Source organism: Bifidobacterium sp. LH_558, from assembly GCF_056356295.1.
Map to the genome: position 1 here is coordinate 122,399 of NZ_JBKETZ010000001.1, position 22,195 is coordinate 144,593.

19 protein-coding genes and 1 tRNA gene are annotated in these 22,195 nt (G+C 59.9%); 4 read left to right on the top strand and 16 right to left on the bottom strand.

The window, feature by feature from the left end:
* Positions 1-47 precede the first annotated feature (47 nt).
* From rsfS to AC1AV0_RS00605, 5 genes are all read right to left on the bottom strand, one after another.
* Entirely contained in the window at positions 48-455 is a 408-nt protein-coding gene (gene rsfS, locus AC1AV0_RS00585) for a ribosome silencing factor (protein ID WP_476570591.1), read from the bottom strand.
* Between the two features lie 2 nt (positions 456-457).
* The gene (gene glmU / locus AC1AV0_RS00590) at positions 458-1,843 is read right to left on the bottom strand and encodes a bifunctional UDP-N-acetylglucosamine diphosphorylase/glucosamine-1-phosphate N-acetyltransferase GlmU (RefSeq protein ID WP_476570592.1); all 1,386 of its coding nucleotides are present in this window, start codon (positions 1,841-1,843) and stop codon (positions 458-460) included.
* A 104-nt stretch (positions 1,844-1,947) separates the two neighbouring features.
* Positions 1,948-2,018: transfer RNA gene (locus tag AC1AV0_RS00595), tRNA-Gln, on the bottom strand.
* Positions 2,019-2,133: 115 nt separating this feature from the next.
* Positions 2,134-3,156: a ribose-phosphate diphosphokinase gene (locus tag AC1AV0_RS00600; RefSeq protein WP_476570593.1), complete on the bottom strand. Its 1,023-nt coding sequence runs from the start codon at positions 3,154-3,156 to the stop codon at positions 2,134-2,136.
* A gap of 86 nt (positions 3,157-3,242) precedes the next feature.
* Positions 3,243-5,105: an acyltransferase family protein gene (locus AC1AV0_RS00605; protein ID WP_476570594.1), complete on the bottom strand. Its 1,863-nt coding sequence runs from the start codon at positions 5,103-5,105 to the stop codon at positions 3,243-3,245.
* Positions 5,106-5,285: 180 nt separating this feature from the next.
* On the opposite strand from AC1AV0_RS00605, the gene AC1AV0_RS00610 reads away from it, so the two are divergent.
* Positions 5,286-6,077, top strand: a complete 792-nt coding sequence (locus AC1AV0_RS00610) for a YdcF family protein (protein WP_476570595.1) — start codon at positions 5,286-5,288, stop codon at positions 6,075-6,077.
* Positions 6,078-6,104: 27 nt separating this feature from the next.
* Here the strand turns inward: AC1AV0_RS00610 and AC1AV0_RS00615 are convergent, their stop codons facing one another.
* The 11 genes from AC1AV0_RS00615 to guaA form a co-directional block, all read right to left on the bottom strand.
* Entirely contained in the window at positions 6,105-6,524 is a 420-nt protein-coding gene (locus tag AC1AV0_RS00615) for a peptide deformylase (RefSeq protein ID WP_476570596.1), read from the bottom strand.
* Between the two features lie 103 nt (positions 6,525-6,627).
* A complete protein-coding gene (locus tag AC1AV0_RS00620) occupies positions 6,628-7,029 on the bottom strand; it encodes a TIGR04076 family protein (RefSeq protein ID WP_476570597.1) in 402 nt (133 codons plus the stop codon).
* Positions 7,030-7,186: 157 nt separating this feature from the next.
* A complete protein-coding gene (locus AC1AV0_RS00625; RefSeq protein ID WP_476570598.1) occupies positions 7,187-7,819 on the bottom strand; it encodes an ABC transporter ATP-binding protein in 633 nt (210 codons plus the stop codon).
* A gap of 12 nt (positions 7,820-7,831) precedes the next feature.
* Positions 7,832-8,431, bottom strand: coding sequence for an ABC transporter permease (locus AC1AV0_RS00630; protein ID WP_476570599.1), 600 nt, complete (start codon positions 8,429-8,431; stop codon positions 7,832-7,834).
* A gap of 54 nt (positions 8,432-8,485) precedes the next feature.
* Positions 8,486-9,652, bottom strand: coding sequence for a sensor histidine kinase (locus AC1AV0_RS00635; protein WP_476570600.1), 1,167 nt, complete (start codon positions 9,650-9,652; stop codon positions 8,486-8,488).
* Positions 9,653-9,719: 67 nt separating this feature from the next.
* Positions 9,720-10,367, bottom strand: coding sequence for a response regulator transcription factor (locus AC1AV0_RS00640; protein ID WP_476570601.1), 648 nt, complete (start codon positions 10,365-10,367; stop codon positions 9,720-9,722).
* Between the two features lie 16 nt (positions 10,368-10,383).
* Positions 10,384-11,748: an ABC transporter permease gene (locus AC1AV0_RS00645; protein WP_476570602.1), complete on the bottom strand. Its 1,365-nt coding sequence runs from the start codon at positions 11,746-11,748 to the stop codon at positions 10,384-10,386.
* Positions 11,749-12,043: 295 nt separating this feature from the next.
* Complete coding sequence (locus AC1AV0_RS00650; RefSeq protein ID WP_476570603.1) at positions 12,044-12,388, bottom strand: thioredoxin family protein; 345 nt, start codon at positions 12,386-12,388, stop codon at positions 12,044-12,046.
* 16 nt (positions 12,389-12,404) lie between these two features.
* Complete coding sequence (locus AC1AV0_RS00655; protein WP_476570604.1) at positions 12,405-13,406, bottom strand: permease; 1,002 nt, start codon at positions 13,404-13,406, stop codon at positions 12,405-12,407.
* A gap of 87 nt (positions 13,407-13,493) precedes the next feature.
* Positions 13,494-13,808, bottom strand: coding sequence for an ArsR/SmtB family transcription factor (locus AC1AV0_RS00660; protein WP_476570605.1), 315 nt, complete (start codon positions 13,806-13,808; stop codon positions 13,494-13,496).
* Positions 13,809-14,306: 498 nt separating this feature from the next.
* Positions 14,307-15,869: a glutamine-hydrolyzing GMP synthase gene (gene guaA, locus AC1AV0_RS00665; RefSeq protein WP_476570606.1), complete on the bottom strand. Its 1,563-nt coding sequence runs from the start codon at positions 15,867-15,869 to the stop codon at positions 14,307-14,309.
* Positions 15,870-16,318: 449 nt separating this feature from the next.
* Between guaA and AC1AV0_RS00670 the strand changes: the two genes are divergently transcribed.
* The 3 genes from AC1AV0_RS00670 (at position 16,319) to AC1AV0_RS00680 (ending at position 22,050) form a co-directional block, all read left to right on the top strand.
* Entirely contained in the window at positions 16,319-18,796 is a 2,478-nt protein-coding gene (locus AC1AV0_RS00670) for a phosphoketolase (RefSeq protein WP_476570607.1), read from the top strand.
* 197 nt (positions 18,797-18,993) lie between these two features.
* Positions 18,994-20,661 carry a phosphate acetyltransferase gene (gene pta / locus AC1AV0_RS00675; protein WP_476570608.1) on the top strand — a complete coding sequence of 556 codons (1,668 nt, stop codon included), beginning with the start codon at positions 18,994-18,996 and terminating at the stop codon, positions 20,659-20,661.
* 162 nt (positions 20,662-20,823) lie between these two features.
* Positions 20,824-22,050, top strand: a complete 1,227-nt coding sequence (locus tag AC1AV0_RS00680; RefSeq protein ID WP_476570609.1) for an acetate/propionate family kinase — start codon at positions 20,824-20,826, stop codon at positions 22,048-22,050.
* Positions 22,051-22,195: the final 145 nt, after the last annotated feature.

Genomic DNA, 22,195 nt, shown 5'->3' on the forward strand with positions numbered 1-22,195 from the left:
GGTCGATCAGCTCCTTGGGGTCACGAAGGTCGGTTTTTGAAAACGAATCAGTCGTTCGTCTCGTCGCCCGCTTCGAGCGAGCTTTCCGGGTGGGCCAGGGCGAGTTCGATCTGCGGGCAGTCGCGCCACAGGCGTTCCAGATTGTAGAATTCACGCGATTCGTCGTGCATGATGTGGATCACGAAATCACCGTAATCGAGCAGCACCCACTGGCCTTCGGTCAGGCCTTCGCGCGAACGCGGCTGGCGCTTGCCGCATTTGAGGTACAGATCCTTCTCCACCTCTTCGGCCACGGCGAGCACCTGACGCTCGTTGGACGCGCCGGCGATCATCATAATGTCGGTGATGGCCAACGGCTCGGTCACGTCGAAGGCCACGATATCGGTGGCTTTCAGTCGGTCGGCCGCTTCGGCGGCGATGCGGATCTCGTCGATGGATTCCTGCACTGCGGGCATGTTCACTTCCTCTCCCAGGCGGGCTTCCAGCCCTCCACTATATGTTGCGTGTTCTCGGAATACACCATGGCGTCGTCCGGCACGTCATGGCGCACCACGGAACCCGCGCCGGTGGTCACGTTGTCTCCCACTTCGACGGGCGCGACGAGCAGGTTGCCCGCGCCCACATGGGCGCCCGCGCCGATGCGCGTGCGGTTCTTGTGCACGCCGTCGTAGTTCGCGGTGATGGTGCCGCCGCCGATGTTGGTGCCGTCGCCCACTTCGGCGTCACCCACGTAGCTCAGGTGCGGTACTTTGGTGCTGTTGCCGATATGCGCCTTCTTCATTTCGACGAACGCGCCGGCCTTGGATCCCTCGCCGAACTCGTTGCCGGCGCGCAGATAGGTCCACGGGCCGATGTTCGCGGCGCGGCCGATATGCGATTCCTGCACGCGCGAACGTTCGACCACGGCTTCGGAGTCCACCACGGCGTCGATCAGCGTGGTGTCGGGGCCGATCAGCGCATCCTCGCCGATCACCGTCTCGCCCTGCAGGAAGCATCCCGGCAGAATGGTGGCGTCGCGCGCGATCGTCACATCATCTTCGATCCAAGTGCTGTCCGGGTCGAGGATGGTCACGCCCTCACGCATCCAACGCTCGCAGATGCGGCGGTTGTGCGCCTTGGCGAGCGCGGCCAGCTGCACGCGGTCGTTCACGCCTTCCACGCTTAAGGGGTCGGGCGCGGCGAACGCGCCGACGGCACCGGCGGCCTTGGCGGTCTCCAACGCGTCCGTGAGGTAGAACTCGCCCTGCGCGTTGTTGGACTTCAGCCCTGCGATGGCTTCGGCCAGCACCTTGGCATCGAACACGTACACGGACGTGTTCACCTCATGCACGGCCAGTTCGCTGCTGTTGGCGTCCTTCTGTTCGACGATGCGCAGCACGTTGCCGTCGCGGTCGCGGATGATGCGTCCGTACCCGGTCGGATCGTCGAGGATGGTGGTGAGCACGGTCGCGCCGTTGCCGCTGTCGGTATGGTAGGCCAGCAGCTGACGGAGCGTGTCCGCGTCGAGCAGGGGCATGTCGGAGGCGGCGACGAGCACGGGGCCATCGAGCTCGCGCATCTGCCCCAACTGGGCCATGGCGCACTGCACCGCGCGTCCGGTGCCGGGCACGTCGTCCTGGTTGACGATGGTCACGTCCGCGTCATAGGAACGCGCGGCCTCGGCCACGCGCTCGGCCTGGAAATGCACCACCACGGCGAGAATTTCCGGATTCTGCGCGCGCACGGCGGCCATCACCCGGTTGAGGAAGGTCTTGCCGCAGAAGGTGTGCAGCACCTTCGGCTTGGACGAACGCATGCGGGTGCCCTCGCCCGCGGCGAGGATGATTGCGGCGGATAGTGCCATAGGGCCTGCTCCAGTTCTTCAACATCACAACCGTGGAGATCTTCCGCGGGATAAACAAGTGACGGCCGACCGTTTGCATCGCATGCGGTCGGCCGTCAGGCTCGCTCCCCCACCTGGACTCGAACCAAGACAAAGGGTTCCAAAGACCCGTGTGCTGCCATTACACCATGGGGGAATCGGCGGGAGGCAATCCCGCCAAGTGTTCATTATGCCATACCTCTTGACAGAACGACGGCTCTGGTGTCGCCGCTATGACGCATGCGACACTCAAATCCAGTCGTTCCAAGGCGTCAGGCGAACAGGAAACCCTGTCCGTGATGCTCGGGATACGTGTCGAAAAGCTCCGCCACGGAACCGTCGTCGAACACGGCGCGGATGGCGGCGGCCAGCAGCGGCGCGATGGACAGCACGGTGAGTCCGTCCCAACGCTTCTCTTCGGGAATCGGCACGGTGTCGGTGAGCACCACCTCGCGCGCTCCGCTTTCCTTCAGGCGCTCGATGGCCGGACCGGACAGCACGCCGTGCGTGGCGACCACGGTCACCGACTTGGCGCCGGCGTTCTTGAGCACGGTGCATGCGCCGGCGATGGTGCCGGCGGTGTCGATCAGATCGTCGACGAGCACGCAGTCCTTGCCCACCACATCGCCGACCACACGGTTGGCGACGGCCTTGTTCGGCTGCGTGATGTCGCGCGTCTTATGCACGAAGGCGAGGGGGCCGCCGCCCAGACGCTGGGCCCACTGTTCGGCCACACGGATACGGCCGGCGTCCGGGGAGACGACGGCGACGTTGTCAAGCTGGCCTTGGAAACGGTCGCGGATGTAGTCGACCAGCACCGGCATGGCGATGAGATGGTCAACCGGACCGTCGAAGAAGCCCTGCGACTGCGAGGCGTGCAGATCCACCGACATGATGCGGTCCGCACCGGCGGTTTTCAGCAGGTCGAACACCAGACGGCAGGAGATGGGCTCGCGTCCGCGATGCTTCTTGTCCTGACGCGAGTAGCCGACCAGCGGGCACACGGCGGTGATGGAGCGGGCCGAGGCACGCTTGAGCGCATCGATCATGATGAGCTGCTCCATAATGGCCTTGTTGATCGGCTGGTAGTGGCTTTGCAGCACGAACACGTCGGCGCCGCGCACCGATTCGGTGTATCGCACGTACATCTCGCCGTTCGCGAAATCGTAGGCGGTGGTCTCCAACACATCGATGCCGAGTTGTTCGGCGACGTCTTGGGCCAGCTTCGGGTGGATTCGTCCAGTGACGAGAATCAGGTTCTTATCGGGCTTTCCTTCGAGGATTGCGCTCACCATGTCTCCCAACGTGTGGTCTCGTTGAAGTGCAGCCCCCAGTCTAACCACGGCGCGAGACGGGACCGGTCACCGCCGCGTCGCGTCCGTCAGTGGCCGGCTGCGATCCATTTCTCGATGGCTTGTTTGACGGCCTGCGCGTAGTAATCGTTGGTCATGCCGGGGTGGATGCCGTCCGCGGCCAGATCGCCGCGATGCTCTTCGGCCATGGCGTTCCAATCGACGAGCACCACGGAGTCGGAATGCGACGCCGCGTAGTCGGCGAACAGCTGGTTATTCGGCGGAATCCACGAGCGGTCGCCGTGCACGTTCACCAGCACCATCACCCGATCTGGACCGAGGGCGGCGCTGATCTGGTCGAGTTGGCCGGCATCGGCCGGACCGTTCGTGCCGATTCCCAGCACCACCCATTGGCGCAGCGTTCCTTCGCCAAGCTGTTTGCTCACCAGTCCAAGCCCGCTGCCCATGCTACGGGAGACCTCGGCGTCGACTTGGATGCCGGGGAATACGGCGTTCAGGCCGTTGCTGCTGGCGAGCATGACGGAGTCGCCTATGGCGGTGATCTCGCCGCCGGATGGCATGGTGTGCTTGGGTTTGCGCGGCTGGGGCACGGCCGTTCTTACCATGGTGCCGTTCAGCTCCTGCATGCGTTTGAGTTCCGCCGCCTGCTGTTCGAGCTGGATTTCCATCGAGGTTTTGGTGGGCGCGTCCGTGACGCCTTGCACGCATCCGGCGACTGATCCCACAATCAGCAGCGCCACGATGGCGGCGCGGGCGATCTGCCGGTTGGCGAACCGTTTGCCTGGCCACAGCACGAACACCGCGCCATATGCGCCGGCCGGCTGCTCGATCAGCTTCCACGACGCGGCCACGGCCACTGCGGTAAGAATCGCGGCGAAGGCCCACGCCCAAGGTCCGGGAGTGGGGATGAGTCGGGGAACGATGGAGAGGCTGAGCAGCCACATCGGCCAATGCCATAGGTAGATGCCGTACGAGTAGCGTCCGCATGCGGCCAATGGCTTGAACACCATAAGATCCTGCATCCACGAGTCCGTGGATATGGTGCCGGCGATCAGCAGCACCGCGAGCAGACTGGCGATGATGATGCCGCCGCGGAAGGCGAATTCGTTCTGGTCGCCGGTGACGGCGAGCGCGATCAACGCGATCAGGCTGAGGAACGCCAGCGTGGGGGCGAGCGCGCGCCACACCCGTGCGCCGATACTGGGGCGGGGCTCGTCGTCCGTCGCGGAGGACTCATCGTCCGGTTCGGAGGGCTCACCATCCGTCGCGGAAGGCTTGCCGTCGTACGCGATAATCCATGCGAGCGCGACGCCAAGCATCAGTCCGCAGGCGTGGGTGTCGGTGCCGAAGTACACGCGGGTGGGATCGCCACCGGGTATGTAGAGCAGCCACATGGCCGTCGCGCTGGCCGCGGCGAGTCCGAGGGGGATCAACAATGACAGCCGCGTGTGTCGGATCAGCCACATCACGCCGACGATCAGGGGCAGTACGATCATGAACTGCATGAGCACGCCCACATACCATAGGTGGCGCATGATCTGCGGACTCATTTGTTCGAAATAGCTTTGTCCGTTGGCAATGGCGTACCAGTTGTAGCAGCCCAAAGCCGCGGTGATGATCTGGTCGCGGATGCCGACGAGCAGATCACGGTCGATAAGCCAGGCGAGGGCAACGACGGCCGGTATCATAAGCAGCAGCGCCGGGTAGATGCGTGTGGCGCGGCGGGGCAGATATCGGGCGAGATCAAGGCCCCTCCCCCGATTGAGGGCGCGCACCAGACCCAACGCCGTAAGGAATCCGGATACGGTGAAGAACACGTCCACGCCGTAGAATCCACCGGGCAGCGTGCCTTGGCTGCAGTGGTACAGCACGACGGCGATCAGGGCGAATCCCTTGACGCCATCCAATCCGACGAACTTCTGGCTGCTCACTCCGTAGTCCTTATTCTCTATCTCACTCAAACCTTGCCAGAGCATACACCACCATCGCCACCATGCCATCCGTCCACAGGCAAAAACTCCGCTTTTGCAGAACACCTCCATACCGCTTCCCCTCCCGCGCCATTCCACCGGTGCTAGGCTTGGGCTCAGGACACAAGGAGGCCTGATTTTATGGGGGAAATCGTCGGTCGTATCGCATTCGCCGTCTGCATGGTGGTGGCGGTGGCGTGTGTCGTCTACGCCATGGCCGTGCTCGGCACGAATTCCGGCACCGGCTTCTGGATGGCTTGGCTGGCGTTCGCCGTGTTCTTCGCGCTGCTGGGGTTCAGCTTCCTGTTCCATTGGTGGGCGATGATGCCGAAGATTGCGCGCAATGCGATCGTCGCGGTGCTGGTTGTAGGCGCGTTGTGCTTCGGTGTGGTGGAGGCGCGCATCATCGCCGCGATGAACGCCACCGCCGCTGACGGACTCGACTATGTAATCGTGTTGGGTGCGCAGGTGCGCGAAAGCGGCCCCAGCCGCGTGCTGCGGTACCGGCTGAACACGGCGATCGACTATCTGAACGACAATCCGCGGACCATATGCATCGTCTCCGGCGGGCAGGGATCCAACGAACCGTTCCCCGAAGCGCAAGGCATGGCGGAATATCTCGAGGAACACGGCATCAGCGGCGAGCGCATCCTTGAGGAGAGCGAATCCACCACCACCGAGGAGAACATCCGCTACAGTCTCGAACTGATCGATGAAGCGTCGGATGATGAGGCTCCAAGCCCGGCGGATGCCTCCGTGGGGCTGGTCACCAATAATTTCCATATGTTCCGCGCGTTGCAGATCGCGCACGCCCAAGGTCTGCCGCAGGCGCAGGGACTGCCGGCCGGCTCCACGCCCGACATGCTGGTCAACAACATGGTGCGAGAGTTCTTCGCCGAGATCAAATTCCTTCTGCGTTCATTGGCCGGCTGACGAGCCTCTTCGCCGCCTTAGGCGAATTCAGATGACGATGCCGTTGCAGTGGTCGACCTCATGCTGGATGATCTGCGCGGTCCAACCGGTGAAGGTGGCGTGGCGCGCACGCAGGCGGCGGTCCTGATAGTCGACTTCGATGCGGCGATAGCGTAATGTGCGGCGTTCGCCGTTCAGAGACAGGCAGCCTTCCTCGGTGTCGAACGCGCCGTCGCAGGCGGTGATCACCGGATTGAACATCACGCTGATACGCCCGTCCATCTCCTCATCCACGAACACGATGATCCGCTTGTCCACGCCGATCATATTCGCCGCCATGCCGACGCAGCGCGACCGATTGGCCTCCAGCGTATCCACCAGATCCTGCGCCACGGACTCATCGCCGGGGCCGGCCTCGGCGCATGGCCTGCGCAGGAACGAACGGGAGGTCATAATCGGGCGCTGCATCACCACTCCTTGCCTTGACGACGGTCGTGAATCAGCCGTACGGAACGGCACCGTCCCATGCTATCCCACTGATGAGGGGATATGAAGATGTTTGGACTACCTGTTATTCCTCATCTTCGTCATCAATCCGTTCGATTTTGAAAATAACAGGCCTTGTACCATCGGAGCAGCAGGTGATCATCATGTTGTCTTCCTTCATCCACCCCTTCAGGATCGAGCCACCCTGAAGTCCGGTGTAGATATATCTGGAAATGGCATCCCAAGCCTCTGAGCAATGAGGCATCGTGGGGCCTCCCGCCACGGTGTTTGGATCAGCGTCGGTTTTGGTCAGGGTGTTCAATCCCATATGCCAAAAATCCTCTCGCTCGCCATCGCTGCGGAAAACGAACTCATCTCCCACGTTGTAGATGGGACAAGCGCCACAGGTCGGATCGGCGCAGTATTGCGCCTGAAGGTCCGCATAGCATTTCTTGTCTATCACCGTTACCTTTACCTTGTAACCCATCGTTCCTCCTTATATTGGGTGATACGTAAGAGAGGCCTTTCTCTCATATCGCCATTGTAAGCGTATCGAGTAGGCCATTCCTTGATTGCGGCGGAGAGACCTCATGAGTCCATAGGCAAAACCAACAACAAGTCCGCGATCCGTGTCGAAAAGCCGCTCAGGAACGGGGAACCAGTGTTTTCTTCGAAAGCTCCAACACCACGTCCGCGCCTTTGACGACCTGGCTGCTATGCGTGACGACGATCACGCATTTGTTCTCCTCGTGCGCGCGCTTCTGCAAGATGGTGATGATCTCCGCCGCCATTTGCTCATCCAGGTTTCCGGTCGGCTCGTCTCCCAGGATCACCGGCGTATCGGCCGCCATCGCCCGCGCGATAGCCACTCGCTGCTGCTGGCCGCCGGATAGCTGCAGCACGTTCCGCTTGGCTTCATCCGCGTTGATTCCCAGCTTTTCCAGAACGTCCACTCCGGCTTTGGGATGGACCAGACGCACGTTTTCCAACGCGGTCAGATAATCGATCAGGTTGTAGCTTTGGAAAATCAGCGACACGTGCTCTTTGCGATGCCTCTCGAATCCGCCTTTTGCGATGTCTTCTCCGCAGAACAACACCTTTCCGGTGGTCGGTTCATCGAGTCCCGCCAGGAGCGACAGGAGGGTCGACTTTCCCGCGCCGGATTTTCCGACGATCGCATAGAATTTCCCCGGTTCAAACGTCTGGGTCACGTTTTTCAGAACCTGTTTCTGGGCTTCGTTATGATAGCTGTACCCCACCTGCTGTAATTGCAACATGCTGTTATCCTCCTAATCGATTTGCATCAAGATCGTTTTTGCGTTTTTGGTCATGATTCCCAGAGCGGATACGACAAGGGACACCAATACCGTCCCTATCCAAATGCCGATCGCTTCCAGAAAACTCACTATGTGAATCCCGTAGCCCAAGAGCTGCAACAGGCCCACGCTCACGACCAACGCCGGGAGAATCGCCATCCCCATCAGATAGAGTATTTCCACCGCAAGCTGCGCTACGATCTGTCCTTTTCTTCTTCCTATCGAAATGAGAATGCCGATCTCATATTTTCTCTCTCGGATTCGGAAAACCAGCAGACAGGACAGCACCACAATGCTCATGACGATCAGAATCACAACCATGATCTGGAGCAGGGACTGCATCGTACTGCTCGTCTCTTCCATGGCCTTGACCGTCTCGACTTGCGTCATGTCCACTTGAGTCGAAAACTGCTGCACGCCTTGTCCGGATTCCAACCACCTGCCGGACTCCTCCTGTTGCATAGTCAGAACCGCGCTGAGCAAAACCATGATCGTGACCAGTATCGCCACCACGACCATGGTTTTTTCCCGTTTTCTGGCAACATAATGCCAAGCTTGTCTCCATATCGTCATACACGTGTCTCCTTGCTGTATTCCGATATGGACGTTAACCGGCGTATATGAAACCTATATGAAATTACGAACCTTTTTCAGATTCATCTGAAAACACATGCCATCGTCTTGAGCTTGGAACGTGTAAGGAATCTCCGAAAGCCTCAGTCCTTCCCTTACCATGTAGAGCCCAAGACCGTTCCCCTCCGCATGCGTATGCCTCGAATATTCCGGCCTGTAGAACGCTTCGAAGACCTGCTCCAGTTCCGCCTCTTGAAGCGGCACGCAGGAATTGAAGATCCGCAGGACGCCCCCCTCCAATGTGATCTCCACTTGTCCCTCATCCTCGCAGTATTTCACCGCATTGTCGATGAGGTTTCCGAGTATGCAGTCAACGAGCGTCTCGTTCATGGTGACGGTATACCGTTCCGGAACCTGAAGCTCCACCTCAAGTCCTTTCCGCTGAATCCGCATCTCCTGCTCCGCCACCATGGAATGGAGCTTCTCCGGGATGGAGATGCGGCTCGTCTCCTGATAGATCTCCGACATTCTGGATGTGTCCAGAATCTCCTTCACCATATTGGTGAGCTGATCCACCTGTCCGATCGCTTCTTCCAGATATTTCTCGCGATTCTTATATTTCCCTACACCCAAAAGCATGTTTTCCAGAAGAATCCGTTGCGCCGCCAGAGGCGTCTTCAGATCGTGGGATGCGCTGCGGAGGAAATTCACCTTCATTTCTCGCGTCTCCTCCATCATGGCAAGCACCGGTCTGGTCACTTTTCTGGAATACAGCCATGAGAACGCGAACGATATCGCCAGTGACAGCAGAATCGTCACAGGAAGCACAAGACGCATGATCCGCCACGCTTCTTTCACCGGCGCAGTGCTTTCCATAACTTGGAACCGCACGGCCGTTCCATCCGTCAGCGTTTCCTCTCCGCGCGCGGTCAGAATCGTCTCGACATCTCCGCTCCCCTGCACGGACAGTTCTTCTCCGGAGTCCAGAAACTCCAGAACGGCGATCGTCCCCTCCTGAAAAGAGACCGTCTCATCATCGAATTCCGCGAGCACGTCCAAGTGGTTCCTCGTCGCATAGGTCCGGAGAAACTCCTCGCCCGAATCACGGTCGCTTGTCCGCAGCATCTCGCCTATGACCGCCGCATCGCGATCCAATCCCGTCCGTATCTGCTGCGTGTAAAAGGCCGGAAACAAGACGTAAAAAGCCAGATGCACCACCATAATGATGCATCCGAACAGAAGCAAAACCCAAAGAAATGTTTTCCGAAACAGATCTTTGTATTTTTTCTCACTGGACTTTATATCCGACTCCCTTCACCGTTGTGATGCATTCCAGATGCAGTTTTTTCCTGAGATTTTTAATATAGACGTCTATCACCCGGTCGAACGGCGCTTCCTCCATATCCCACAGCTGATCCAACATCTGCTGCCGGGTGAGCACCTGCCCCTTATGCTCTACCAGATACTTCAAAAGCCGGATCTCCTTCGGCTTGAGATCCGCTTCCTCATCCTGATACCAGGCTTGGAATCCGTCAAAATCGACTTTCGCCTCTCCGCATGTCCACACGGATTCGGACTTGCCGCTTCTGCGAAGCAACGCTTCCACGCGCTTCTTCAAAATAAGCAGGGAAAACGGTTTGCTGATGTAATCGTCCGCCAGAGCGTCAAAGCTCACCACTTGGGTTTTCTCATCGCTCATCGCCGTCAACATCAGCACCGGCAAACGGCTTGTTTTGCGAATCTCCTTCAGCATGGCGAGGCCGTTCATCCTCGGCATCATGATGTCGAGGATCACCAGATCCGGCTGGAATTTCCGAAAAACCTCCAGTCCTTCCACGCCGTCTGCGGCTTCTTCAACCTCATATTCCTGGCTTTTTAGAAACTCACCGATTCCCTCTCTAATCGATTCCTCGTCTTCCACCACCAATATCTTCATTCCGCCACATCCCCTCTCAGCTCATCTGCGTCAGAATCTCTTTCGGCTTTTTCCTCAAGATCGGCATAACGGAGACGAAAACCGCCACCATAATCACGGCCATACCGATTGCAAAGAGCGCGATAACCTCCTCGTTGCCGATCATAACGTCAAGATGGTCTATCGTCTGCGCCGTGGCGGCCGATTCCAGATCCGCTCCCAGCATACCGCCAAGTCCGTTATTTAAGTTGTTCACGCTCTCCTGAGACACCCGGTCCATGAAAAACGCTCCAACCGACTTGGCGATCGCCTGCCCTCCGAAGTAAGACAGTCCCAGTCCGACCACCCCGATGAACAGAGCCTCGCACAACAGCTGTCCTGCGATTTTCCCCTTCGAGATGCCTACGGAGATCAGGATTCCCATCTCCTTTTTCCGCCCCTGCACCCACATGAAAAGGAAGAACGACAGCACCACGACTCCGACGATAATGCTCCCGCCCAGCATCAGGCGGATCATCCTGCCCAGCGTCTCGACGGATTCTCCAAGCGCCACATAATCGCTTCCGTTTTGCGTCAATTCGTAGGATTTCCAGTCCACGTCCAGCTTCTTCGCCTTGTTCATGATGTCCGGCGTGGCGGAAACGCTCGTTGTGTAGAAGGTCGCGTCCTGATAGATCTCTTCGCCCTCGTCATACGCATACAGCTGCTTCACCGTATCGAGATCGCTGAACACGGTGTTCTCGCACATCTCCTCCCGCATGGTCGGCGCTATCGGATTGGTTCCCGAGAACAGTCCGACAATCTCCACGTCCACCGCCTGTCCGGACTGGTTGTGGTTCTCCTGATCATACGCGCTGGGCGACAAGGTCAGCACGTCGCCGATATTCAACCCGTTTTGCTCGGCAAAGGTTTCATGCACCAGCATCTTATTGCGATCCCCTTCGCGCAGATGCCGCCCCTTTTCCAGCTTGAGAACGCCGCCTGTGAAATTCTTATCCAGGGAGGAATCGTTCTCTCCGGTAAAGGACAATACCCGTTCATATTCCTGCGACTCTGAACGGCCCGTCGCTCCGGAAAGCGAAACCAGCTTCGCGTTCTCCATTTCGGCGATGCCGTTCATGCGCTTCAGGCACTTCGTGACGCCCTCCACCTCGCAGATCGCGTCAATCGCCTGCGCCGGCACATTGCCCTCGCCCCGGCTCGTTCCCAAGTTGTACTGCAGATTGTTGGAGATGGAGAATCCCGAACCGATTCGTTCCAGCATCTGCTCCTCCGAGACCGCCGCCGCCTTTTGAATGGCCAACGCGCTGATCAGCGACGTTCCCATCACAAACAGCACCAGAAGCAGAACCAACGTTTTGATTCTTTTCCTTGTGATATACAGCCACGCTCGTTTCACCATTGCCGCACTCCTTGTTCTCGTCATTCTGCGGCATACCTCAACCTGATATCCGCACATTCTGCACGCAGGCTATCCCGGCAATGTGAAACGTATATGAAATATCAGCGGCACTTTCTCTCGACTTGGCTCTTGTTCCCAACCACACATTTATTCGAATTGAAGCATGTTGTGTATTTCTTAATGCATTCAAGTGAAGTAGCGCCCGAATTACGCCTCAATTTGAGAGGCAATTCGGCAAAGCGGGCCTCAATGCGAGGCCCGCTTTGCCGAAACATGTCCCACCGCGAGACGGATTTTAGTCGCGAACTTCCCGAATAAGGGCTTTCGCTTCGTCCTTTTTCAACACCTTGCCGTAAGACACCACCTTGCCATCCACCACCAGCGCAGGGGTGGTCATGACCCCATAGGCAGCGATCTGCGTAAAATCAGTCACATGGTCGATGGTGGTCTCCATGCCCAGCTCCGAGAGCGCGGCACGGGTGGAGTCCTCCAAAGCCTTGCACTTGGCGCAGCCAGATCCCAGCACCTTGACCCCCGCGGCGGACTCGACCGCCTCCGCTTGAGCCGTCGTTTCCGGGGCGCAGCTGCTTCCGCGGCAGCAAGACGCTGATTCTTCTTTCTTTTTTCCAAACAGTCCCACAGTAAATACCTCCTAACTACATCACGATGAATTGGAACGCATTAAACAGGTAGCCCACAATAACGATGCCTACCACGCAAATGCCGATGAACAAGGCCAGTAGTTTAGGCTTTACGGCTTTGCGGAGCATGATCATGGACGGCAGGGACAAGGTAGTAACGGCCATCATAAAGGACAGGATGGTGCCGAGTTGCGCGCCCTTGGAGAGCAGGGCCTCCGCCACGGGAATGGTGCCGAAAATATCCGCATACATGGGCACGCCTACCAACGTAGCCAAGATAACGCTAAAGGGATTGTTGCTACCTAGGACGGCCTCAATCCAGTGTTCGGGGATCCAATTGTGGATGAACGCCCCAATGCCGACACCGACGAGGATATAAGGAAACACCTTTTTGAATGTTCCGAACATCTGTTCTTTCGCATACACCACACGCTCACGCCGGGTCAAATCGGGGGATTCAACGTCTCCCCCGCTCGCCGATACGATAAAACTTTCGACATGTTGTTCCATATGCAGTTTTTCAATGATTGCGCCGCCCACCACGGCAATGATCAGACCGACCGCCACATAGATAATCGCCACTTTTGCCCCGAAGACGCTCATGAGCAGAACGAGACTGCCCAAATCTACCATCGGAGAGGAAATCAAAAAAGAAAACGTCACGCCAAGGGGCAGCCCAGCGCTGGTAAAACCGATGAACAGAGGGATGGACGAACAGGAGCAGAACGGCGTCACCGTCCCCAGCAGGGCGGACACGACATTAGCTCCGATTCCGCGAAACCGTCCTAAAATGCGCTTGCTCCGCTCCGGCGGAAAGTAGCTTTGGATATAGGAAATTGCGAAAATCAAAAAACAAAGCAGCACCGTGATTTTCAACGTATCGTAAAGGAAAAACTGAACGCTGCCGCCGATACGCCCTCCAACATCCAGTCCCAGCATGGAGAGGCCGCTCCCAATCAATTCGTTCAGCCATTTCATACCCAGAACTTGGTCTTGAATGAACTGCCATACACCCATGGAGAAACCTCACTCTCTTTTTCCGGACAGCACATCAAGAAAATTTGATGTGTTGCGCCGAAACAAACGCCATCGAAAAGATGACGTTTATCTGCCACGTGCAGGACAAGCACCTTCCGACCCCGCTTGCGGCGTCGTAAGGGCCAGCAACAGTTTCACCGCTCTTTCTCTCCCGGCCTCGCTCAAACGGTAATGCGTCCACTTGCCTTCCTGACGGCTTACCACAAGCCCGGAATCACATAAAATCTTCATATGATAGGAAAGGCCCGATTGGGTCAAATCCATCGGCTCTTGCAGAGCACAGGCACATTTTTCACCGCTGCGAAGTTGTTCCAAAATAGCGAGACGTTTCGGATCACAAAGAGCTTTGAACACTTTTGCATTATCTTGGTGAGTTTTCATACATTCACCTCGTATCAAATTTTTTTGATACGTTCAGTATATGCATCGACATCACGTCTGTCAACAATCCGATGTTCGCCGCTATGCTCGAGCGCGAAGCCGGACTCCCTTCGCAAACGAGCATACAGATGACGCCCGCCACTTTCCGATCAGCTCCGTAATGCTCTCGCGCACGATACTCTGGATGAGGTCGTTGCGTGTGATGACGAGCTTGGGGCAGTTGTCCTTGATGTTCCCCAGAGGACGGTACTCGCGACCCTCGGTCGCACTGTCGTTCATGATGGTCATCGCCACCTAGACGTACGCATATCCCATCTCGCCGTCGCGCAGGATGAAGTCGCACTCCAGATTGCCGCCGCGCCTCATGCTCACCTCGCAGCTTTGAACAAACGCATATGGGCTCCAATCTTCCGATTGGAGCCCACATAGCAAATATTGCGTTTATCGGGATGTATTTCCCACTATCGTGAATCTATACACCAACAACCGCCAATTTCATTATTCCCACTCGATGGTTGCCGGAGGCTTGGAGGTGCAGTCCAGCACGACGCGGTTGATCTGGCGGCATTCGTTGGTGATGCGCGTGGAGATCGCGGCAAGCACATCGTAGGGCAGACGCGACCAATCGGCGGTCATGGCGTCCTCGGAGCTGACGGGGCGCAGCACGATCGGCGAGCCGTAGGTGCGCTCGTCGCCCTGCACGCCGACGGAGTGGACGTCCGCCAGCAGCACGACCGGGCACTGCCAGATGTCGCGGTCGAGACCGGCTTTGGAAAGCTCCTCGCGGGCGATGGCGTCGGCCTCGCGCAGCAGGTCGAGACGTTCCTTGGTGACCTCGCCGATGATGCGGATGCCCAGGCCCGGGCCGGGGAACGGCTGGCGCCAGACCATTTCGTCGGGCAGGCCGAGTTCGGTGCCGATGGCGCGCACCTCATCCTTGAAGAGGGTGCGCAGCGGCTCGACGAGTTCGAACTTGAGATCGTCGGGCAGGCCGCCGACGTTGTGATGGCTCTTGATGTTGGCCGCGCCGTCGCCGCCGCCGGATTCGACGACGTCCGGGTAGAGGGTGCCCTGCACGAGGAACTTGACCTCTTTGCCGCTCTCCCCCGCCTCGGCGATGACCTGGCGCTGCGCCTTCTCGAAGGTGCGGATGAACTTCTCGCCGATGATCTTGCGCTTGCGCTCGGGCTCGGAGACGCCCTTCAATGCCTCGAGGAAGTCGTCGGCCGCGTCGACGGCGATGAGCTTGATGCCGGTGGCTTCGACGAAGTCGTGCTTGACCTGCTCGACCTCGCCCTTGCGCAGCAGACCGTGGTCCACGAATACGCAGGTGAGCTGGTCGCCGATGGCCTTGTGCACGAGGGCGGCGGCCACGGCGGAGTCGACGCCGCCGCTCAGGCCGCAGATGACCTGGGCGTCGCCGACCTGGGCACGAATCTTGGCGACCTGGTCCTCGATGATGCTGGAGGCGTCCCAGTCATCACCCAATCCGGCGCATTCGTGCAGGAAGGTCTCGATAAGCTTCTGGCCGAGCGGGGTGTGCTTGACCTCGGGATGCCACTGCACGCCGTAGAGTTTGCGGGCGGGATCCTGCATGGCGGCGACGGGCGCGCCTTCGGTGTGGGCGAGCACCTCGAAGCCTTCGGGGGCCTGCTTGACGGCCACGCCGTGGCTCATCCACGTGTTCTGGTCGGCCGGCGAGTCGGCGAGCAGACCCTCCGCCTTGTCGATGGCGGTCGGGGTTTTGCCGTATTCGCCGAGGGCGGCCTTGTCGACGTCGCCGCCGAGCTCGTGGGCCATGACCTGGAAGCCGTAGCAGATGCCGAGCACCGGAACGCCGGCGTCGAACACCTTCTTGTCGATGGTCGGCGCGCCGGGCTCGAACACGGAGGCCGGACCGCCGGACAGGATGATCGCCTTCGGATCCTTGGCCAGCATCTCGTCGACGGGCATGGAGTGGGGCACCAGCTCGGAGTAGACGTTCGCCTCGCGCACGCGGCGGGCGATGAGCTGGGCGTACTGGGCGCCGAAGTCGACGACGAGCACAGGACCGTTTGCCATTGGTATTCCCCTAACGTTCATCGGGATGGTTCTTAAGGTGTAACCCAACGATTATCGTCGGCCAACGAGACAAGGCATCGAAAGGCGACGCGCGTGTTCGCAAAACGAACAACACCCATACGAGCCGCGCCACAACACGCCGAATCTTCACATCTCGAAACGAACGTGAACAAACGCGTTCGATAGCCGGTTTTCGTTGACATAGAGCCATTCTCACACTCTTCAGAGCAAAATCCAATATGGACAATCATCCGGCCGAATCGCACAAAATGCGCAGAAAACGCATCATTTTCGAACACACATGCAAAAAAACTGCCAAAAGTCGTGTTGTCCCCGTAGGATTGGGAGCGATTGGGAGTGAGAATCCGCGAAACCACACGGTTTCTAGGGCTCGCAACCGAACCATAATAACCAACAGCACTACACAGTGCAGGAGTACAGGAGTACACATGACGAATCCTGTTATTGGCACCCCCTGGAAGAAGCTGGACACCCCGGTTTCCGAGGAAGCCCTGGAAGGCGTTGACAAGTACTGGCGCGCCTCGAACTATCTGTCCATCGGCCAGATCTACCTTCGCAGCAACCCGCTGATGAAGGAGCCCTTCACCCGCGAGGACGTCAAGCACCGTCTCGTCGGCCACTGGGGCACCACCCCGGGCCTGAACTTCCTCATCGGCCACATCAACCGCCTCATCGCTGACCACGGCCAGAACACCGTGATCATCATGGGCCCGGGCCACGGCGGCCCGGCGGGTACGTCGCAGTCCTACCTCGACGGCACCTACACGGAGACCTTCCCGAAGATCACCAAGGACGAGGCCGGTCTGCAGAAGTTCTTCCGCCAGTTCTCCTACCCGGGCGGCATCCCCTCCCACTACGCTCCGGAAACCCCGGGCTCCATCCACGAGGGTGGCGAGCTGGGCTACGCCCTGTCCCACGCCTACGGCGCTGTGATGAACAACCCGTCCCTCTTCGTGCCCGCCATCGTCGGCGACGGTGAGGCCGAGACCGGCCCGCTGGCCACCGGCTGGCAGTCCAACAAGCTCGTGAACCCGCGCACCGACGGTATCGTGCTGCCGATCCTGCACCTCAACGGCTACAAGATCGCCAACCCGACCCTGCTGGCCCGCATCTCCGACGAAGAGCTCCACGAGTTCTTCCACGGCATGGGTTACGAGCCCTACGAGTTCGTCGCCGGCTTCGACGATGAGGATCACATGTCGATCCACCGTCGCTTCGCCGAGCTGTTCGAGACCGTCTTCGACGAGATCTGCGACATCAAGGCCGCGGCCCAGACCGACGACATGCATCGTCCGTTCTACCCGATGATCATCTTCCGCACCCCGAAGGGCTGGACCTGCCCGAAGTACATCGACGGCAAGAAGACCGAGGGCTCCTGGCGTTCGCACCAGGTGCCGCTGGCTTCCGCCCGCGATACCGAGGCCCACTTCGAGGTCCTCAAGAACTGGCTCGAGTCCTACAAGCCGGAAGAGCTGTTCGACGCCAACGGCGCCGTGAAGGCCGACGTGACCGCCTTCATGCCGGAAGGCGAGCTGCGTATCGGTGCCAACCCGAACGCCAACGGCGGCGTGATCCGCAAGGATCTGGTCCTGCCTGAGCTCGACGCCTACGAGGTCAAGGAAGTCAAGGAGTTCGGCCACGGCTGGGGCCAGCTCGAGGCCACCCGTCGACTGGGCACCTACACCCGCGACATCATCAAGAACAACCCGGACGACTTCCGCATCTTCGGACCGGACGAGACCGCTTCCAACCGTCTGCAGGCCGCCTATGAGGTGACCAACAAGCAGTGGGATGCCGGCTACCTCTCCGAGCTGGTCGACGAGCACATGGCCGTCACCGGTCAGGTCACCGAGCAGCTGTCCGAGCATCAGATGGAAGGCTTCCTCGAGGCCTACCTGCTCACCGGCCGTCACGGCATCTGGAGCTCCTACGAGTCCTTCGTGCACGTGATCGACTCCATGCTCAACCAGCACGCCAAGTGGCTCGAGGCCACCGTCCGTGAGATCCCGTGGCGCAAGCCGATCTCCTCGATGAACCTGCTGGTCTCCTCGCACGTGTGGCGTCAGGATCACAACGGCTTCTCCCATCAGGATCCGGGTGTGACCTCCGTGCTGCTGAACAAGTGCTTCAACAACGACCACGTCATCGGCATCTACTTCCCGGTGGATTCCAACATGCTGCTGGCCGTCGCCGAGAAGTGCTACAAGTCCACCAACATGATCAACGCGATCATCGCCGGCAAGCAGCCGGCCGCCACCTGGCTGACCCTGGACGAGGCCCGTGAGGAGCTCGCCAAGGGTGCCGCCGAGTGGAAGTGGGCTTCCACCGCCGCCTCCAACGACGAAGCCGAGATCGTGCTTGCCTCCGCTGGCGATGTCCCCGCTCAGGAGATCATGGCCGCCGCCGACAAGCTCAACGAGCTGGGCATCAAGTTCAAGGTCGTCAACGTGGTGGATCTCATCAAGCTGCAGTCCGCCAAGGAGAACAACGAGGCCCTGTCCGACGAGGAGTTCGCTGAGATCTTCACCGCCGACAAGCCGGTCCTGTTCGCGTACCACTCCTACGCCCGCGACGTGCGAGGCCTGATCTACGATCGTCCGAACCACGACAACTTCAATGTCCACGGCTACGAGGAGCAGGGCTCCACCACCACGCCGTACGACATGGTTCGCGTGAACAACATCGATCGTTACGAACTGGTCGCCGAGGCTCTGCGTATGATCGACGCCGAGAAGTACGCCGCCAAGATCGACGAGCTTGAGGCCTTCCGTCAGGAAGCCTTCGAGTTCGCGGTCGAGAAGGGCTACGATCACCCGGATTACACCGACTGGGTGTACTCCGATGTGAAGACCGACAAGCAGGGTGCCGTCACCGCCACCGCCGCCACCGCCGGCGACAACGAGTGATTCACTCCCGCTGACTTCGGTTAAGCGATAGAAAAAGGCCTTCCGGATTATTCCGGAAGGCCTTTTTCTATGAACTGTGATGCATCACACACCGCAACTCGTGGCGACACCCAGCGTGCACGAGCAAGCGCGGTCTACAATGGCAAGTGGTGTGAGCAAAGCGGTCACACAGAAGTTCGCAACAGAGGAGACAAAACGTGAGTCTTACCAGCGTCACCATCATCAGCCCCGAAGCAGCCAACGGCCGCAACGTCGTCGCGCTCGGCGTCGTCAACGCCCTGGCCTCGGCCAAGAAGACCGGCGTGTTCCGTCCGGCCGTGTGCAAGAAGGAGACCTTCACCGACACGCTGCTCGCCGCCGCCAACGCGGGACAGTCCCGTGAGCAGGCCACCGGCGTGTGTCCGAAGCGCGCCCGCGCCGACAAGGACGGCTCCCGTGCGGATATCGTCGCCGCGTACGAGACCGCCGCGGCCGAGTCCGCCGCCGAGGCGATGGTGATCGTCGGCACCGACAAGTCCCCCATCAACGATCCCGACCTGTTCGCGTTCAACGCCGACGTGGCCGCCGATCTCAAGTCCCCCGTGTTCCTCGCCGTGTGCACCATCAACCGCACACCCGAGCAGGTCAAGGCCACCGTCGACGCCTGCGTCGCCACCGTCGAGAAGGCCGGCACCAAGGTGCTGGGCCTGTTCATCACCGGTGCCGAATCCGATCAGGTCGCCCCGCTCAAGGAAGCCCTCGCCGGCGACGTTCCGGTGTGGGTGATGCCGAAGGTCGATTTCGACGAGGAAGGCGCGGCCGAAAAGGCCTCCGCCGCGTTCGCCGAGAACGCGCCCGCCGCCGAGGTGCTCGCCGCCCTCGAAGCCGACTTCGAAGCCCCCCTCACCCCGTACGCCTTCCAGTACAGCCTGCTGGGCAAGGCCAAGGCTGACAAGAAGACCATCGTGCTGCCTGAAGGCGAAGAGGACCGCATCATCAAGGCCGCCGATTACCTGCTCGAACGCGATATCGTGAATCTGATCATCGTGGGCGATAAGGACGCCATCCTCGCCCGCGGCGCCGAACTCGGGCTGAACAGCCTCGACAAGGCCATCTTCCAGGCCATGGACGACGAAGAGGTGCTGCAGCCGATGGTCGCCAAGCTGTGCGAGCTGCGCGCCAAGAAGGGCATGACCGAGGAGCAGGCCCGCAAGACCCTGACCGACGCCAGCTACTTCGGCACCATGCTGGTGGTGCTCGGCAAGGCCGACGGCCTGGTCTCCGGCTCGATCAACTCCACCGCCAACACCGTGCGTCCCGCCCTGCAGGTCATCAAGACCAAGCCCGGCCAGTCGCTCGTCTCCGGCGCGTTCCTCATGTGCTTCAAGGACCATGTGGCCGTGTTCGCCGATTGCGCCATCAACCTCAACCCGAACGCCGAGCAGCTGGCCGACATCGCCATCCAGTCCGCCGAAACCGCCGCCGCGTTCGGCATCGAACCGAAGGTCGGCATGCTCTCCTACTCCACGCTCGGCTCCGGCAAGGGCCCGGATGTGGACATCGTCGAAGAGGCCACCGCCATCGTCAAGCAGAAGGCCCCCGAACTCGCCGTCGTCGGTTCCATCCAGTTCGACGCCGCCTGGTCCCCCACCGTCGCCGCCTCTAAGGCCAAGGGCAACGATGTGGCCGGCCATGTGAACGTGTTCGTGTTCCCCGACCTGTGCGCGGGCAACATCGGCTACAAGGCCGTGCAGCGTTCCTCCGGTGCCGTCGCCGTCGGCCCCGTGCTGCAGGGTCTCAACCGTCCGGTGAACGATCTGTCCCGTGGCGCCCTCGTCCAGGACATCATCAATACCGTCGCCCTGACCGCCATCGAAGCGCAGTAATACGTTGACCGTGGGTGGCGGAGCGTGTCGAGAGAAAGACACGCTCCGCCACCCACTCGAAACGTATGAAAAAGAAAGAAATGTAGTAAGCAAAGAGTAGTCTGGAACTTGGTAATCCGTGTTCCAGCGGAAATCACACATCACAATTGGAGGATGCCCACAATGGCGAAAACCGTCCTTGTCATCAATTCCGGCTCCAGCTCGATCAAGTACCAGCTGGTTGACCTCGAGACCGGCGAAGGTCTCGCTTCCGGCCTCGTCGAGAAGATCGGCGAACCGGTCGACGGCCACTACAAGCACGAGTACAACGGCGAGAAGCACGAGCTCGAAGAGCCGATCCACGATCACGAGCAGGGTCTCAAGCGCGTGCTTGGCTTCTTCGACGAGTACGGCCCGAGCCTGGGCGAGGCCGGCATCGTCGCCGTCGGCCATCGCGTGGTGCAGGGTGGCTCCATCTTCCCGAACCCGGCCCTCGTGACCGACAAGACCATCAACCAGGTCAAGGATCTGGCCGTGCTGGCCCCGCTGCACAACGGCCCTGAGGCCAAGGGCGCCGAGGTCATGCGCGCTCTCCTGCCCGAGGTTCCGCAGGTCTTCGTGTTCGATTCCTCCTTCTTCTTCCAGCTTCCCAAGGAAGCCAGCACCTACGCGCTGAACAAGGAGATCGCCGACCGCTACCACATCCGTCGCTACGGCGCCCACGGCACCTCCCACGAGTTCATCTCCTCCGTGGTGCCCGACATCGTCGGCAAGCCGGCCGAGGGCCTCAAGCAGATTGTGCTGCACATCGGCAACGGCGCTTCCGCCTCCGCCGAAATCTCCGGCAAGCCGGTTGAGACCTCCATGGGTCTGACCCCGCTCGAGGGCCTGATGATGGGCGGCCGCACCGGTGACATCGATCCGGCCGTGGTGTTCCACCTGATCCGCAACGCCCACATGAACGTGGACGAGCTCGATGCCCTGTTCAACAAGCGTTCCGGCATGATGGGCATGACCGGCTACGGCGATCTGCGCGAAGTTCATCGCGAGATCGAAGAAGGCAACGAGGACGCCAAGCTGGCCCTCGACGTCTACGTGCACCGCATCGTCGGCTACATCGGCAACTACACCGCCCAGATGGGTGGCGTTGACGTGATCACCTTCACCGCCGGCGTCGGCGAGAACGACGACATCGTGCGCGCCCGCGTGTGCGAGAAGCTCGCCCCGTTCGGTGTGAAGCTGGATCTGGAGAAGAATGCGACCCGTTCCAAGGAACCGCGCATCATCTCCACTCCGGATTCCTCCATCGTCATCGCCGTGATTCCGACCAACGAGGAGCTGGCCATCGCCCGCAAGTCCGCCGCCATCGCGGAAGCCGGCGAGGACACCTACGGCAACAAGATCGCCTGATCAGCCCACCGCTGATACACGCTGACCAACAGCAATAGGGAGGCCTCCCCCACTCTCACGAGTGCGGGAGGCCTCCCTATATGTCTTTCAGCTCGTTTCGCCTGTTCCCATCAAGGGGGAAAACGAGTTTGGTGTGTCGGCTTCG